This window comes from Absiella sp. AM29-15 (genome assembly GCF_003434225.1).
Classification (GTDB): Bacteria; Bacillota_I; Bacilli_A; order Erysipelotrichales; family Erysipelotrichaceae; genus Hoskinsella; species Hoskinsella hominis.
Genome location: NZ_QVFL01000007.1, coordinates 141,158 through 157,032 on the forward strand (window position 1 = coordinate 141,158; position 15,875 = coordinate 157,032).

Genomic DNA, 15,875 nt, shown 5'->3' on the forward strand with positions numbered 1-15,875 from the left:
AAAGGAGGATCTATACTATGGCGTTTAATGAAAAGTTTTTATGGGGAGGCGCAACATCTGCTTCTCAGTTTGAAGGAGGATATAACGAAGGTGGAAGAGGACTTTCTCATATGGATTATATTCGTAGAGTAAAAAAAGCAGATAAAGAAAAAGTATTTCCAATCAATGTGACAGTTGATATGTTTGAGGATCATAAAAAGCATGAAGATGAGTATAATTTTGCTTTTAGAAGAGGTGTGGATTTCTATCATCATTATAAAGAAGATATCGCTTTATTAGGCGAAATGGGATTTAAGACTTTCAGAATGAGTATCTCATGGAGTAGATTATTTCCTACAGGTTTAGAAGAAAAACCATGTGAAGATGGAGTGCAGTTTTATCATAATGTATTTAAGGAATGTCATAAATATGGCATCGAACCTTTGGTTACGATGATTCATTATGAAATCCCAGTTTATTTGACAGAAACTATCAATGGATGGGAAAGCCCTAAGATGATTGATTATTTTCTACATTATACAAAATTTTTGATTGATGAATATAAAGATGAAGTAAACTATTGGATTACCTTTAATGAAATCAATATGATCATGAATTCTTCTTATCTAGGAGGAGGCATGTTTGTAGAGAAATCTAAAAAAACGCCAGAAGCATGTATTCATCAAGCATTACATCATCAATTAATCGCAAGTGCTTTAACTGTCAAATATTTTCGTGAGCATACATCAAAAGGAATGATTGGTAATATGATTTGTAGACTTCAAAACTATGCGTATACCTGTAATCCAGAAGATGTATTAGCAACACAACAACAAAGTCAATTTAATTATTTCCCAACGGATATTCAAGTGAAAGGTACATATCCTACATCAATTTTGAATTATTATCGCAAGAAAGGTATTGAAATAGACTGGTATCCTGGATATGAAAGTATTTTAAAAGAAGGGACTGTAGATTTTGCGTCTATTAGTTACTATCATACAGCAGTTATTAGCGCAGAACTAGATAAAGCAGAACCAATTGGTGCTTTCATCAGAAACTTGGAGAACCCATATATTAAAATGACAGATTGGGGATGGGGAATAGATCCTACAGGTTTGAGAATTACATTAAATGATATGAATGATCGCTATGGCGTACCGATTTTTATAGTAGAAAATGGATTAGGCGCTCATGATGAATTGACATCAGATAATAATGTACATGATAATTATCGTATAGAATATTTAAGAGCCCATATTCAGGCCATAAAAGAAGCAATAGGAGATGGATGCAATGTAATGGGATATACACCATGGGGATGTATCGATTTGGTAAGTTGTGGAGATTGTCAGATGACAAAACGTTATGGTTTTGTATATGTAGATGCAGATGATGAAGGAAATGGAACATACCAACGCTATCGCAAAGATTCTTTCTACTGGTACAAAAAAGTTATCGCATCCAATGGTGAAGATTTAGATTAAAGCTGAGGTCTGAGAAATCAGGCCTTTTATTTAAATGTACACAATTTTACATGTTTTGAAAACTACAAGAAAAATGCCTATGTTATAATCAATTCAGGAAATAAGGAGGACTTATATTATGGGATTTAAAGAAGGCTTTTTATGGGGTGGTGCGACAGCTGCCAACCAATATGAAGGTGGATGGAATGAAGGAGGAAAAGGATTAAGTGCTGCGGATATGATGAGCAATGGTACACATACAACACCTCGTCAGATTACACGCACACTAGAAGAAGGATTATATTATCCAAATCATAAAGCAAGTGATTTCTATCACCGTTATAAAGAAGATATCGCGTTGATGGCAGAAATGGGATTTAAAACGTTCCGTATGTCTATCGCATGGACAAGAATATTTCCAAAAGGTAATGAAACAGAACCAAATGAAGAAGGATTAAAATTTTACGATAACGTATTTGATGAATTACATAAACATGGTATTGAGCCATTAGTGACAATTTCACATTATGAAATGCCATTTTACTTGACGGAAAATTATGATGGCTGGGTAAGCAGAGAAGTCATTGATATGTTTGTTAGATACTGTGAAGTGATCTTCAATCGTTATAAAGATAAGGTTACATATTGGTTGACGTTTAATGAAATTAACTGTGGTACGATGCCAATGGGAAATTATTTGAGTCTTGGCATTTTAAATGAAGGCACAAGAGATTTCACAAAGCAGATAGATATTCCACAGCTTCGTTTTCAGGCGTTACATCATCAATTTATCGCAAGTGCGAAAGCTGTACAATTAGGACACAGCATCAATCCTGAGTTTAAGATTGGTTGTATGATTGCATATATGCAGAATTATCCTTATACATGTTATCCACAGGATGTATTAAAGTGTCAAAAGTTGAAGGAAATGGGTAACTTCTATTGTGGAGATGTGCAGGTTCGTGGAGAATATCCTTACTTCGCTAAACGTTATTGGGAAGAAAATGATATTCATATTAAAATGGAACCTGGAGATGAGGAAATCTTAAAGAATGGGACAGTAGATTTCTATAGTTTCTCTTATTATATGAGCAATTGTGTATCACATGATCCAAATTTAGAAGGTACAGCTGGTAACTTAATGGGTGGTGTGAAGAATCCATATCTTGAATCTAGTGATTGGGGATGGCAGATTGATCCTGATGGACTCCGTTATACATTAAATGAATTATATGCACGTTATCAAATTCCTTTGATGGTTGTGGAAAATGGCTTAGGCGCTTTTGATAAGGTTGAAAGCGATGGAAGCATCCATGATGAGTATCGTATTGATTATTTAAGAAAGCATATTCGTTGTATGGAAGAAGCTGTAAATGACGGTGTCGATTTAATTGGATATACACCTTGGGGATGCATTGATTTGGTAAGCGCATCTACTGGTGAAATGGGAAAACGTTATGGTTTTGTGTATGTAGATAGTGATGATTTAGGTAATGGTACATTTGATCGTAGCAGAAAAGATTCTTTCTACTGGTATAAGAAGGTAATCGAAAGCAATGGTAAAGATTTAGATTAATTAAAGGGAAAAAAGATGGCTGATTTCGTTAAGAGAACCAGCCATCTTTTTATTGCTTAATTATTTTTGTATTTGTTGTTTTAGTTCTTCATATGTGTTACATGTTAAGATGAGTTCAATGATTTTATCCAGTTGTGATGATGTCAAAGATGATAGCCAAGTAGAAGCGTCCTGACCATATTTTTTCATTATCTGGCATTTCACGATTTTTAGCTGACCTTCTAAAAGACCTTCTTTTTTACCTTCTTCTAGACCTTTTTTTAGTCCTTCTTTTTTACCTTCTTTCAGCCCTTCTTTCAGTCCTTCTTCTCTTCCTTCTTTTAAGGCTTTTTTTCGATCTTCTTCATTTTTGATCCTTGCCGTTTCTTCAAGATACTTCTCACGTAATTCTGCTTCTTCAATTCGTTGTGCCATTGTCCATACTTCTTCATTTTGTTTCATATCATCATATTTTTTCATAATCGCATCCACCAACTTTCCTGTGTTTATTGTATCACAAGGTTCGTTGTGTTTAAATAGGTAACATAACTTTTCGAAATCATTTAAGTTTTCTACGCCTTTTTCTTCTACGATGCGATCAATCACATTCAAATTAACATATGTACGATTGATCAATGCATTCTCCTGTTCTACTTCACCATCTTCATTTCGCATCACATAATGATTGATTAGTTTATTGTTTCTTTCTGCTGCTTCACCTGTAAAGAATGTTAAGATAATCTGATATTCTGGTTGAATTACATTATAGTAATTTCCTGATTTTAACTGCATACTTAAATTTCTTGCACCATAAAACTCCCAACGATTAAAATCTACATCTTTGAATTGATTTTGAATCTCAATATTATGGCGTCTGCCTTGATCATCTGTCGCTACAACATCCATAACGATACGTTTTAAGCCAAATTGTTCAGGAAGAATTTCTGAATTCACTACTTTTGTGTGTACAATTTTGTACTTGTAATGTGTTGCAACTGTACAAAAGAAGTTACGCAGAAGATTAGAAGTAGCATCTTCACCAATTAAACTAAACTTCATAAATACATCGTTGGTAAAGGATACCGATGATTCATTATTCTCATTCACAGCTTCCTTTTCAGCTAAAACATTTAATTCTTCTTTCTTTTCAAGATTTGTGACTGTAGCTTTTGTTTTCTTTGATTTTTCTTTTCCCATAGAGGTCCTCATCTTTCCTAGGCTATGAAAGCCTACATTATTTACATACGTATTTTTGGTATGAAAATCCTAAATTATTTTTGAAAAATTTAAAAAAACCTATATGTAGCTTAAAGCACTGTCATAACTTTAATATATTTCACTTTTGGTGAAATTGTGCCATAGAAAAAGAGTAGTATTTTAACAATATTCATTTCAATTATTGATTGTATGAAGAAGAATTTCATAAATAGACTTTTCATCGCTAGCAGGCTTTACTTTCATCTTATAAATGACGCTAATGTTTAAGTCTATTTTTATCTCAAAGTAAGACGCTTTAAAAAGCTTATTAAACTTTTTTGAAAAGAACAAACAGAAAAGTTTAAAGATATGTAAAACATCCTATGAATATCATAAATATGACGCTTTTCTAATATTTTTGAATAAAAAAATATTATAGAAACTCACTATTCTGTAACTATGAAACCAGAATTTATGATAACGATTATTATTTTCTATTTTTTGTTTAAATTTTTAATAAATCTTGTATCCGAAACAAACTTTCTAATTTATAATGATAGTATAGAAAATGAAAAGGAGGTTTTCCTATGGCAAAGAAAATGTGCAGTGTGTGCGGAAAACGTGCAGAAGGGTTGGGAACATATCCAACACAATTTAAAGATATCTATATGTGTACAGATTGTTACGAAAGTTTAAAAGCATTTAAGAATGGAAGAGGCGCAAAAACATCAGAAATATTAAAGGAAAAATATCGTTTAGCAATGCAAGAAATGCGAGAACGCAATTATCCTCAAAATGTTATTGATAATGTAGAAACATGGTTCAAAGAAGGAATCCAGGAAAAAGAAGCAAAAGAAAATGCGAAAAAAGATGATGGATTTATGATGACGACTTGTCCAACTTTTGAAGGCTATCGTATCCTTTCCTATCATGGCATCATCAGTGGGGAAAGTGTATTAGGTACAGGCTTTATCAGTAGTTGGGAAGCATCTGTTGCGGATATGACAGGTACTGAATCAGAAGCATTTATCGCCAAACTTCAGGATGCGAAAGTTGCTGCTAAGAAACGTATTATTGAACGATGCCTGTTTAATGGTGGAAATGCTATTGTTGGCGTGGATATCGAATATACTATGTTCAATAGTAATATGATCGGGGTAATCTTAACAGGAACGGCAGTAAAAATTGAAAAAATTGAAGAAATAAAAGAAAACGATTGACTTAGAGTTTGCTCTAAGTGATATAGTAACTCTCGGAAAGAGGGTTATGATATGGGAAAATCAAAAGTATATTTCACAAAAGAAATCACGCCAGAAGCTATGGTCAAAATGTATGAAGCTTTACAAGTATCACTTCAAGGCAAGGTTGCTGTCAAGTTACATTCAGGAGAAGTAGGAAATCAAAATTTCTTACGTCCACCGTTTATGAAACCGGTTATTGATCATGTGTATGGTACGATTGTCGAAAGCAACACCGCATATGAAGGAAAACGAAATACGGCAAAAGCCCATTGGGAAACAATGAAACTTCACGGATGGACAGATATCGCGCCTGTTGATATCTTGGATGAAGATGGCGATATGGAATTAGGTGTAGATGGTAAACAAATTAAGACAAATTATGTAGGTTCACATATGAAAAATTATGATTCCATGCTGGTTTTATCTCACTTCAAAGGACATCCTATGGGTGGATTTGGCGGAGCATTAAAGAATATTTCTATTGGTATTGCGTCTAGCTATGGAAAAGCATTTATTCATGGTGCAGGAAAACCAGATGAAATGTGGACAGCAGATCATGATGCTTTCTTAGAGTCTATGGCGGATGCATCAAAATCCATTATGGATTATTATAAAGATCAAATCGTATTTATCAATGTGATGTGCAATATGTCAGTAGATTGTGATTGTTGTGCTGTGGCAGAAGATCCTAAAATTAAAGATATTGGTATTTTGGCATCTAATGATCCTGTTGCTCTTGATCAAGCATGTTTAGATTTAGTTTATCAAAGTGAAGATCCTGGTAAAGCAGATCTTATTGAACGAATTGAATCAAGAAATGGTGTACATACCGTTGAAGCAGCAGAACAACTAGGTGTTGGTTCTAGAGAATTTGAATTAATTTCTATCTAATATATATGAAAATATGGCTGGCGATAGGTTGGTCATATTTTTTATATCAAAATGGATATAAACTGCCAATATAATGGTATAATGAATGAAAAGAGAGGTAGCATATGGAAAATATTTTGACAATTTATCATGGCTAAAAAGACAAAATTGTTCAACCAATTTATGGACTTGGGAAAAATTATAATGATTATGGACAAGGTTTTTATTGTACAGAAAATTTAGAACTTGCGAAAGAGTGGGCTTGTACAGAAAACTTAGAAGGATATGCAAATCAATACCAACTGGATATGAAATCTATCTGTTTTAAACCTTACAAATGATTTCCATATTTTAAATTGGTTGGCGATTCTCTTAGAAAATAGAAGCTTTGAATTAAATAATAATGAATTAATGGTGCAGGCTAAACAATATATTCTTGATACGTTTCTTCCAGGTTATAGAAATTATGACGTAATCATAGGATATTGCGCAGATGATTCATACTTTCAATTCGCAAAGGATTTCATTCAAGGAACGATATCTTTAAAGACATTAGGTGAAGCAATGAGGTTAGGAAAATTAGGCGAACAAATTGTTTTAAAATCAGAAAAAGCATTTCAAACGATAAAATTTGTAGGTTATGAAAAAGTTGATCATAAAGCGTATTTCAGTAGAAGAGTACAAAGGGATAATAAAGCAAGAAGCGAGTATCGTACATATTTGAAAAATAAAAAGTTTGATAAGAACGATATTTATATCATTGATATTTTGCGTGAGGAGATGAAAAATGATGATCAAAGGCTACAATGAAGTATATCTTGATGATGTCATGGAAGAAGTCGCTGTAATGTTTGATTATGCAGTCAATAATCAACATATGGATATTGATACATTTGGTAATTTATTTTTAGATTCACCTGTTTGTCATGGTATTGAAATTGGAAATCCATATTACATCAATAAAGGTGGAAGTGAATTGATGATGCTTGTTTTAGAAAGCCATCATTTAGAAGCAGATTATATAACATATGATACAGGATTTGGCAAAACGCCTGAGTATTGGATGGGTTGGATAACTGCTTATGTACAATGGAAATCTGGATTTAAATTTTCTACAATATTTTCAGCTATAGCGCCATCGGATATCCTTGCATTATATTACCCACTTCATGAAGCTGATGTGAAAAAAGGTTATGATGTCCTTATGGAAAGGGTAAAAAAAGCGCCTACAAACCTTTATAAACTACGTAAAAAATCAGAAATAACACAAAAGCAGTTAGCACAATATGCAGAAGTAAAAGAAAGAACCATTCGTGCTTATGAACAGCGAGAAACAGAAATCAATAAAGCACAAGTGAATATCGTAAGAGCGTTATCTTTGGTTTTGGGATGTAGTATAGAAGATTTGTTAGAATAATTAGAATTATAAATAAAGCATTGACAAAGCTGTAACCGCTTGCTAAAATGTAGTTACTACAACGGGATTGTCACTCTGCGGGAGGCATCACCTTTAGGAAACAAATATTTCTGTTTACTGAGGTTTTGTGATATGCAGAGTTTTTTATTTGTTTCAGCCATGTTAAAATAAAAGAAAGAAGGGATATCAATAGAAACAATGATACATCTGTATGTATCATAAGAAAAGGGAGGAATTGGCAGGTCATGAAAGTCATAAAAAAGATAAACAACAATATTGCATTATGTGTTGATGATAATGATCGTGAATTAATTGCTGTAGGTACAGGGATTGGTTTTAAGCCTTGTCCATATGTGATAGAAGATTTAAATGTAATACAAAGAACCTTCTATGATGTAGATGCAATGTATTTCAATCTGTTGAATGAAATTGATGTGGATGTATTAGAAACTGCTGCGAAAATTGTGGATATTGCCAGGATGAAAATCAAAAGTGAATTAAGTCCAAACGTTGTATTTACATTAGCTGATCATATTGCATTCGCAATTGAACGCGTAAAGAAAAACATCAATATACAGGCACCATTATACAACGATATCCAATATTTATATGAAACAGAATTCGCACTGGGAGAAACAGCTGTAAAGCTGATACAGAAAACGATGAATATTCGATTACCAAAAGGAGAGGCAAGCAATATTGCCATGCATTTTGTGAATGCAGAAACTGTGACATCGATATCACAACAGATGCCAAACAGCGATGAAGTGATTGAGGAAATTACAGAATTAATTGGTGAAGATTTTCAAATTCATATCAATAAAAACAGTTTCAACTACTCCCGATTCACGTCACATCTTTTATATCTTCTGAAACGTCAGGAGAAAAAGGATTCTATTACCAGTGAAAATAAAAAAATGTTTGAATATGTAAAGAATGAAAATCCGCAAACATATGCGTGTGCTTTACATATCAAAAAATATCTACAAAATGAAATGAATTGGAGTCTTCATGAAGAAGATTTATTATACTTAATGTTACATATCAATCGATTATGTGCAAGAGAGGATTGTCATCAATAGAGCATCACCCTCAGCGCAAAGATTACAGAAGTAGTTTTTGTGTTGAGGGTTTTTCATGTAAAGGAGAACATAAAATTATGAGTAAATATGAACAAATGGCAAGTGAGATTTTAGCAGGTGTGGGAGGTAAAGAAAATGTTACGTTCGTAGCACACTGCATGACAAGATTACGTTTTAATTTAAAAGATCAAAGTAAGGTAAAATTAGATGATATCAAAAGTATGAAGGGAGTATTAGGCTGTCAATTTTCTAGTGGACAGTTTCAGGTTATCATTGGTCAGACTGTAGAACACGTATATAAAGAAGTATGTACACAAGGTGGATTTACATTAAGTGATTCCATTGAAGAACCAAGTGAAAAAATAAAAGAAAAGCTAACATTGAAAAAGGTTGGAAGTAATATTCTTGAAACTTTATCTGGATGTGTTGTGCCATTGATTCCATTGATGATGGCTGCATCTATGTTTAAAATGCTAGTCGCAGTTTTAGGCCCAAGTATGTTGAATGTTCTATCAGAAACAGATGATTTATATACACTATTTACCTTTGTTGGGGATGCAGGATTTTATTTCTTCCCAATTGTATTAGGTTATACAGCATCTAAGAAGTTTAATGTAACACCAGTTGTGGGTATGTTCTTGGGATGTATTATGATGCATCCGACATTTGTGAATATCGCTACGGAAGGAACACCATTTACTGTTTATGGTATCCCATGTAACGCACAAAGTTATGCATCTACATTATTACCAATCATCTTATCTATCTGGGTGATGAGTTATATAGAAAAATTCTTTAAACGTATTTTACCACAAGCATTAAAAACGATTTTCGTACCATTCCTAAGTATCGCAGTAATGATCCCTATCTGTTTATGTGTATTAGGACCAATTGGTTCTATCTTAGGTAATTATATTTGTGATTTCTTATTAGGACTTGATCAGATTCCAGGCATTGGATTCTTAGCAGTAGCAATCATTGCGGCTTTATGGGAGTTTGTTGTTATGAGTGGTATGCATGTTGTATTTATCACAGCATTAGTCATGACATTTGCACAGGCTGGACAAGAAAGTTTAGTATCTGTCGGTGGTGCCATCGCTTCTTTATCTGTTGCCGGCATGTTGTTGGGATCCTTCTTGAAAATTAAAAATACAGAAGAAAAATCATTGACTTTTGGATACTTCATTGCTTCAATAATAGGTGGAGTAACAGAACCTGGTTTATATGGTAATGGTATAAAATATAAACGTCCATTTATTGGATTGATCATTGGAGGATTTGCTGGTGGATTATATGCAGGTATCATGCATGTCGCATGTTATGCTATGGTTCCAGTCGCAAGTTTTATTGGATTAACAGCTTTTGCTGGCGGTCCTGCTTCTAATTTGATAAATGGTGTAATTAGCTGTGGAATTGGCTTTTTGGTTGCCGCAGTTGTAACTTATTTTACAGGATATGCAAAAGATGATCCTGTATTAACAAAATAAAAGAAAAAGGATGGTAGTTTGATGAAAAAAATCTTAATACGTGCAGATGATCTAGGCTATAGTGAAGGTGTAAACTATGGTATCGCAAAAAGTGTAAAGGAAGGCATCATTAAATCTGTTGGTGTGATGAGTAATATGCCAACGGTGGAGCATGGTTTAAAATTATTAGAAGGTATAGATGTATGTTTAGGTCAACATACCAATATCTGTGTAGGAAAACCTTTGGTTGATCCATCATTGATCCCTAGCATTACGAACGAACATGGTGAGTTTAAATCATCAAAAGAATATCGCAGTGCCAAAGAAGATTTTGTGGTATTGGATGAAGTGATTTTAGAAATTGAAGCGCAATATGAACGCTTTGTGGAATTAACAGGCAGACAACCGCAATATTTTGAAGGGCATGCCGTTTCCAGTAAAAACTTTTTTAAAGGTTTAGAGATTGTGGCAAATCGTCATGGTTTAAAATACAATGGAATGGCTCCGGGAAGTGAACCAATGATGGTTGGAAATACAATGGTTTATATGTGGATGGATAGTATGAATCCAGATTATGATCCAGAAAAACTTCTAAAGGATATGGTTATGCATGCACATGATGGCGCAGCTGATGTTATGGTATGTCACCCGGGTTATTTAGATGGATACATTTTAAAGCATTCATCTCTAACAATTCCTAGAACGATGGAAGTGGATATGGCATGTGATCCCGCAATTAAACAATGGTTAAAGGAACAGGATGTTATGCAGATTACTTATGAGGATTTATAGGATAAAACATTTATAAATAACGTGCTAAAATCAGGAGGCTGCTTATGATAAAAGTAGAAACAGGAAAAGAAAAAGATTGTTTTGTGGCTTATATTGAACAAGCTCTGGCAAAGTTGTCTATTGAAGACGATGATGCTTTCTTATCATTATTTGATACCAGTCGTTTATCAAAAAAAGACTTGATTTTGGCACTTAGATACTTAGATGAAACACAGCCAGTGATGAAAATTGATGATCCAACATCAACAAAAAATAAACAAGATATTTATCTGGAAGCTTTTAATGATGGCAGTGGATATTTTATGGATTATGATTTAATGACTGATGGAGAACTAAATGATTTAACGCTTCAAGTTGAGTTTATAAAGAAAGAAAATGGATATTTTGTTGTGTTGAATGATTTGCGTACGTTATAAAAATAATAAATGATTGTGAAAGAGGTTTATATCTAAGACAGATATGAATCTTTTTTTGTATTTAAAGGAATCTTCGTGATTTGCCGTTACTTAACGGAAATTAAAAATTTTAAACATGCAGCGATTTTAATTATGATAATGGTGTCAAAAGGAGAGTGGGAATATGACATCAGAACAATATGCATTTCAATTAATTTTACACAGTGGAAATGCTAGAAGTATTGCTTATGAAGCATTAGAAAAAGCAAAAGAAAAACAAATTAAAGAAAGTCTTTCTATGATGGAGGAATCAAAAAAGGAGTTGATTGAAGCTCAAAAGATTCATGCGGAAATGTTGCGCATTATGGCCAACGATGAAGAAAAAATAAAAATAGATCTGCTTCTTATGCATGCTGAAGATCACATCGCTTCATCAGCAGTCACCGTGGATTTAACAAAAGAAATTATTTATTTATATCAAAAAATGGAGGGATGATATGATGGATTTAAAAAACTTTCTTTGGGGAAGTGCTACTGCTTCCTATCAATGTGAAGGCGCCTGGGATTTAGATGAACGTGTAGAATCCATGTGGGATCACTACTTACACGAAGAAGGATTAGAGAATGGAGATATTGCAAGCGATCATTATCATCATTTTGAAGAAGATATCAGAATGATGAAAGAAGGTGGACAGAGAGCATATCGTTTCTCTTTATCTTGGCCTAGAATCATAAAAAATAAACAAGGTGAAATCAATGAAAAAGGATTAGCATTTTATCATAAGATTTTAGATTGTTGTCATGAAAATGGTATTGAGCCATTTGTGACGATATATCATTGGGATTTGCCACAATATTGGGAAGAAACTGGTGGCTGGCTAAATGAAGAAGTATGTACAGCATTTGCACAGTATGCAAAGGTTTGCTTTGAAAACTTCCATACAAAAATTAGAAAATGGGTAACGTTTAATGAACCAAAATGGTTTGTTTGCAGTGGATATCTGATTGGAAATTATCCTCCTTGTATTCAGGATGTATCTAAGACAATCAAAGCTGCTTATCATGTGATGTATGCAAGTGCATTAGGCGTAAAAGAATTCCGTGAAGGCGGATATGAAGGCGAAATCGGTATTGTACATAGTTTTACTCCTGTAAATGGTGTAGATGATCGTATAGAAACAAAGATTGCCATGCGTTATGCAGACAATTATTGTAATAACTGGATTTTAGATACTGCCGCAAAAGGAGAAATTCCAATTGATCTATTAAGTGAATTATCTAAACAATATGATATTTCTTATATGAAACCAGAACAATTAAAGATAATAAAAGAAAATACAGTAGATTTTCTTGGGTTAAATTATTATTCAAGAACATTGGTAAAACCTTATACAAGTGGAGAAACAACCTTTGTTGTGAATAACAGTGGAAAAGCTGGAAAAGGCTCTAGTAAAGTTATTGTGAAACACTGGTTTGAGCAGGTTATGCATGATCCAAATAGTACATATACAGAATGGGATACAGAAATTTATCCAAAGGGATTGAAAGATGGCTTATTAGAAGTACATCAGAAATATGGCTTGCCAATATATATTACAGAAAATGGAATCGGTATGTATGAAGATGTTACTGTTCCACAAGTTGATGATGAATACCGTATATCATTTATGCGTGATCATATCAAAGCAATGTTTGAAGCAATGGAGCAAGGCGCTAATGTAAAAGGCTATTTTGCATGGAGTAGTTTTGATTTATATTCATGGAAAAACGGATGTGAAAAAAGATATGGACTGGTAGCTGTCGATTTTGATCATGACAGAATTAGAAAACCAAAGAAAAGCTATACATGGTATCGTGATATGATCAACAGCGATGCTGAAAATTTAAAATAAGGAGAGGAAACGTATATGAAAAAAGTAATGTTGGTTTGTAATGCAGGTATGTCTACAGGGATATTAGCAAAGCGTATTCAGGATGCAAGTAAAGGGGCATTTGAGGTACATGCTTATGGAGAAGCTGAATTTATGCAGCACTTGGATGGTGTAGAATTGATTTTAGTAGGACCACAGATTCGTCATCAGATTCCTACAATTGAAGCACAGGTAAATATTCCTGTAAAAGGAATCGCACCACAACATTATGGTATGATGGATGGAAAAGGAGTTTTAAAAGACATTATTAAAATTTTAGGAGAATAAATAAAAGGAGGAAATTATCATGTCATTTCAAACAATGAATGAAAAAATAGAAAAACATATTTTACCGATTGCAAATAAACTTAGTTCACAACGTCATTTACGAGCAATTCGAGATGCATTTATTTCATTATTGCCAATTACATTAATGGGTGGTGTAACCGCAGTAATTAGTGCAGCACCTGTCACAGAAGAAACAACAAATGGATTCTTATTAGCCTGGGCATCATTTGTGCAACAAAATAGTATGCTGTTAAACTGGATCAGTGCATTAACCTTAGGTGGAATGTCTATCTATGTATGTATCGCAATTACATATTATTTAACGCGCCATTTCAAACATGATTTTCTAGTACCAGCAATGTTAAGTGTTTGTGGTTTCTTGATGTTAGTAATGACACCGCAGCAACTTGGCTGGGATGGAAAAGTTGTGGAAATATCTTATATGGATGGAAAGGGTATTTTACCAGCAATCTTAATTTCTATACTAACTGTAGAAGCATATCATTTCATGCGTTCACATGATTGGGGAAGAATCAATCTTCCACCAAGTGTACCAGCATCATTAAGTGAAACTTTTGCTTCCCTTGTGCCAGGCTTTGTGATTATTTCTGGATATGTTGCGATATTTGCGATTTTCCATGCATTTGATACAACCTTCCCTGAATTTATTTATACTTCAATGGCACCTTCTCTACAGGCTGCGGATAGCTTGTTATTTACCGTTATTATGACTTTATTGGTACATTTCTTCTGGTTCTTTGGTATCCATGATGCAGCCTTATCTGGAATCCTTGCACCAATTCGTGATGGAAATTTGTCTATCAATGTAGCCGCAAAAGCAGCAGGAGAAGCATTGCCTCATGTATTTACAACACCTTTCTGGGTATATTTTGTAGCAATTGGTGGCTGTGGCTCTTTATTGGCATTAGCGATTTTATTAGTACGTTCTAAATCTAAACAGTTAAAAACCGTAGGGCGTATTGGTATCATTCCAGCATTCTTTGGAATTGGTGAACCAATTGTATTTGGTGTTCCTGTTATGTTGAACCCATATTACTTAATACCATTCTTATGTGCTTCTACATTTAATGCGATTGTATCGTTTGTTTTGATGGAAAGTAATATCATAGGAAGAACATTTGCAATGTTATCCTGGCAGATGCCAAATATTCCCGGAGCCTTTTTATCCACAATGGATATCAAAGCGATGTTCCTTGTATGTGGGTTATTAGTTGTGGATATTTTGATTTACTATCCATTCTTTAAGATGCATGAAAAACAATGTGTTGCAATGGAACTGGAAACGGAAGATGAAGAAGAGTAAAATAGAAAGTGACAGGAGATGAGCAACATGCAAATCATTGATATAATACAACATTTAGAGGAACAGGGAATATGGGTCAATCGAGCATATCAAACAAGAGATCATATATTATTTGGAGATAGCCATCAGGAAATAGAACGTATTGGTGTTTGCTGGGTAGCAACAAAGCAAGTCATCCAAGAAGCTATAAAAAAAGATATTCATTTTATTATTACACATGAAAATCCATTTTATCAATGCTCTACAAGAATGATGAGTGCTGCGATCGATGCAGCAAATGATAAGAAAGCGTTATTAGAACAAAATCATATATGTGTCTATCGCTGTCATGATGTTTGGGATTGTTTACCAGAATATGGTGTTCATGATCAATGGGCAAAAAGGTTAGGTTTTACATTTGAGGAAAGAAAGGTATCTTCTTATTATCAAAGTGCCATGATTCCGGAAATGAGTGTAAAAGAACTGGCCAATCACGTCATGAATGTGTTAAAAGAGGATGGACAACAAGGGGTATATGTTTTTGGCAACACAGATAAGATTGTGAAAAGAATAACCATCGGTACAGGTGCCGCAACAAATATATATGAAATGCTTCCACATCATCCTGAAGCTGTGATCGTTAGCGATGATGGTATTAAAAACTATGATGCTGTACAATATGCAATTGATGTAGATATCCCCATGATTGTAGTACATCATTCATGTTGTGAAATACCGGGTATGAAAGCTATGGAAAACTATCTGCATCATGTATTTCCAATGTTAGATGTTTCCTATTTAAAAGAGGGATATGATGTTACACATTATGTTTGTGAGTAACACATCGCTCATCTTAAATCTATAAAATATAAAAAAGCAACAACACGGAAATTTTGTGCTGTTGCTTTTTGCAT

Annotated in this window: 17 protein-coding genes; 16 read left to right on the forward strand and 1 reads right to left on the reverse strand. The window is 33.7% G+C overall.

Annotation, left to right across the window (positions count from 1 at the left end; translation table 11 throughout):
- Positions 1 to 17: 17 nt before the first annotated feature.
- Together DW761_RS09140 and DW761_RS09145 are read left to right on the forward strand one after the other, a co-directional pair.
- Positions 18 to 1,466 (forward strand): glycoside hydrolase family 1 protein, encoded by a 1,449-nt coding sequence (locus DW761_RS09140; protein WP_117517743.1) that lies wholly within the window; start codon positions 18 to 20, stop codon positions 1,464 to 1,466.
- 118 nt (positions 1,467 to 1,584) lie between these two features.
- Positions 1,585 to 3,021, forward strand: coding sequence for a glycoside hydrolase family 1 protein (locus DW761_RS09145; protein WP_117517745.1), 1,437 nt, complete (start codon positions 1,585 to 1,587; stop codon positions 3,019 to 3,021).
- A gap of 60 nt (positions 3,022 to 3,081) precedes the next feature.
- Here the strand turns inward: DW761_RS09145 and DW761_RS09150 are convergent, their stop codons facing one another.
- On the reverse strand, positions 3,082 to 4,197 hold the full coding sequence (locus DW761_RS09150) for a PD-(D/E)XK nuclease family transposase (RefSeq protein WP_158553780.1): 1,116 nt from the start codon (positions 4,195 to 4,197) through the stop codon (positions 3,082 to 3,084).
- A 587-nt stretch (positions 4,198 to 4,784) separates the two neighbouring features.
- Between DW761_RS09150 and DW761_RS09155 the strand changes: the two genes are divergently transcribed.
- The 14 genes from DW761_RS09155 to DW761_RS09220 all read left to right on the forward strand — a co-directional run bounded on the left by DW761_RS09155 (position 4,785) and on the right by DW761_RS09220 (position 15,801).
- On the forward strand, positions 4,785 to 5,417 hold the full coding sequence (locus tag DW761_RS09155; RefSeq protein WP_117517749.1) for a heavy metal-binding domain-containing protein: 633 nt from the start codon (positions 4,785 to 4,787) through the stop codon (positions 5,415 to 5,417).
- 51 nt (positions 5,418 to 5,468) lie between these two features.
- Positions 5,469 to 6,329 carry a DUF362 domain-containing protein gene (locus DW761_RS09160; protein ID WP_117517751.1) on the forward strand — a complete coding sequence of 287 codons (861 nt, stop codon included), beginning with the start codon at positions 5,469 to 5,471 and terminating at the stop codon, positions 6,327 to 6,329.
- 146 nt (positions 6,330 to 6,475) lie between these two features.
- Positions 6,476 to 6,649 (forward strand): DUF3990 domain-containing protein, encoded by a 174-nt coding sequence (locus tag DW761_RS21845; protein ID WP_117517799.1) that lies wholly within the window; start codon positions 6,476 to 6,478, stop codon positions 6,647 to 6,649.
- A gap of 7 nt (positions 6,650 to 6,656) precedes the next feature.
- On the forward strand, positions 6,657 to 7,118 hold the full coding sequence (locus DW761_RS09170) for a DUF3990 domain-containing protein (protein ID WP_117517753.1): 462 nt from the start codon (positions 6,657 to 6,659) through the stop codon (positions 7,116 to 7,118).
- The gene (locus DW761_RS09175; protein ID WP_117517755.1) at positions 7,096 to 7,725 is read left to right on the forward strand and encodes a helix-turn-helix transcriptional regulator; all 630 of its coding nucleotides are present in this window, start codon (positions 7,096 to 7,098) and stop codon (positions 7,723 to 7,725) included. The genes DW761_RS09170 and DW761_RS09175 overlap by 23 nt, the downstream gene beginning before the upstream one ends.
- Positions 7,726 to 7,970: 245 nt before the next feature.
- Entirely contained in the window at positions 7,971 to 8,807 is an 837-nt protein-coding gene (locus DW761_RS09180) for a PRD domain-containing protein (protein WP_117454509.1), read from the forward strand.
- Positions 8,808 to 8,884: 77 nt separating this feature from the next.
- Positions 8,885 to 10,294 (forward strand): PTS transporter subunit EIIC, encoded by a 1,410-nt coding sequence (locus DW761_RS09185; RefSeq protein ID WP_117517757.1) that lies wholly within the window; start codon positions 8,885 to 8,887, stop codon positions 10,292 to 10,294.
- A 21-nt stretch (positions 10,295 to 10,315) separates the two neighbouring features.
- Entirely contained in the window at positions 10,316 to 11,065 is a 750-nt protein-coding gene (locus tag DW761_RS09190; protein WP_117517759.1) for a ChbG/HpnK family deacetylase, read from the forward strand.
- A 44-nt stretch (positions 11,066 to 11,109) separates the two neighbouring features.
- On the forward strand, positions 11,110 to 11,481 hold the full coding sequence (locus DW761_RS09195; protein WP_117517760.1) for a DUF7668 domain-containing protein: 372 nt from the start codon (positions 11,110 to 11,112) through the stop codon (positions 11,479 to 11,481).
- Between the two features lie 163 nt (positions 11,482 to 11,644).
- The gene (locus DW761_RS09200; RefSeq protein WP_117454513.1) at positions 11,645 to 11,956 is read left to right on the forward strand and encodes a PTS lactose/cellobiose transporter subunit IIA; all 312 of its coding nucleotides are present in this window, start codon (positions 11,645 to 11,647) and stop codon (positions 11,954 to 11,956) included.
- A gap of 1 nt (position 11,957) precedes the next feature.
- Entirely contained in the window at positions 11,958 to 13,352 is a 1,395-nt protein-coding gene (locus DW761_RS09205) for a glycoside hydrolase family 1 protein (RefSeq protein ID WP_233513070.1), read from the forward strand.
- Between the two features lie 15 nt (positions 13,353 to 13,367).
- The gene (locus DW761_RS09210; protein WP_117454514.1) at positions 13,368 to 13,658 is read left to right on the forward strand and encodes a PTS sugar transporter subunit IIB; all 291 of its coding nucleotides are present in this window, start codon (positions 13,368 to 13,370) and stop codon (positions 13,656 to 13,658) included.
- 19 nt (positions 13,659 to 13,677) lie between these two features.
- Positions 13,678 to 14,982 (forward strand): PTS sugar transporter subunit IIC, encoded by a 1,305-nt coding sequence (locus tag DW761_RS09215; protein ID WP_117517770.1) that lies wholly within the window; start codon positions 13,678 to 13,680, stop codon positions 14,980 to 14,982.
- Between the two features lie 27 nt (positions 14,983 to 15,009).
- A complete protein-coding gene (locus tag DW761_RS09220; RefSeq protein ID WP_117517772.1) occupies positions 15,010 to 15,801 on the forward strand; it encodes a Nif3-like dinuclear metal center hexameric protein in 792 nt (263 codons plus the stop codon).
- Positions 15,802 to 15,875 lie beyond the last annotated feature (74 nt).

Coding starts and splice junctions, on each gene's coding strand:
- DW761_RS09195 (WP_117517760.1), top strand. CDS start 11,110: ATGATAAAAGTAGAAACAGGAAAAGAAAAAGATTGTTTTGTGGCTTAT.
- DW761_RS09150 (WP_158553780.1), bottom strand. CDS start 4,197: ATGGGAAAAGAAAAATCAAAGAAAACAAAAGCTACAGTCACAAATCTT.
- DW761_RS09210 (WP_117454514.1), top strand. CDS start 13,368: ATGAAAAAAGTAATGTTGGTTTGTAATGCAGGTATGTCTACAGGGATA.
- DW761_RS09145 (WP_117517745.1), top strand. CDS start 1,585: ATGGGATTTAAAGAAGGCTTTTTATGGGGTGGTGCGACAGCTGCCAAC.
- DW761_RS09185 (WP_117517757.1), top strand. CDS start 8,885: ATGAGTAAATATGAACAAATGGCAAGTGAGATTTTAGCAGGTGTGGGA.
- DW761_RS09190 (WP_117517759.1), top strand. CDS start 10,316: ATGAAAAAAATCTTAATACGTGCAGATGATCTAGGCTATAGTGAAGGT.
- DW761_RS09215 (WP_117517770.1), top strand. CDS start 13,678: ATGTCATTTCAAACAATGAATGAAAAAATAGAAAAACATATTTTACCG.
- DW761_RS09175 (WP_117517755.1), top strand. CDS start 7,096: ATGATGATCAAAGGCTACAATGAAGTATATCTTGATGATGTCATGGAA.
- DW761_RS09220 (WP_117517772.1), top strand. CDS start 15,010: ATGCAAATCATTGATATAATACAACATTTAGAGGAACAGGGAATATGG.
- DW761_RS09155 (WP_117517749.1), top strand. CDS start 4,785: ATGGCAAAGAAAATGTGCAGTGTGTGCGGAAAACGTGCAGAAGGGTTG.
- DW761_RS09200 (WP_117454513.1), top strand. CDS start 11,645: ATGACATCAGAACAATATGCATTTCAATTAATTTTACACAGTGGAAAT.
- DW761_RS09205 (WP_233513070.1), top strand. CDS start 11,958: ATGATGGATTTAAAAAACTTTCTTTGGGGAAGTGCTACTGCTTCCTAT.
- DW761_RS09140 (WP_117517743.1), top strand. CDS start 18: ATGGCGTTTAATGAAAAGTTTTTATGGGGAGGCGCAACATCTGCTTCT.
- DW761_RS09180 (WP_117454509.1), top strand. CDS start 7,971: ATGAAAGTCATAAAAAAGATAAACAACAATATTGCATTATGTGTTGAT.
- DW761_RS09160 (WP_117517751.1), top strand. CDS start 5,469: ATGGGAAAATCAAAAGTATATTTCACAAAAGAAATCACGCCAGAAGCT.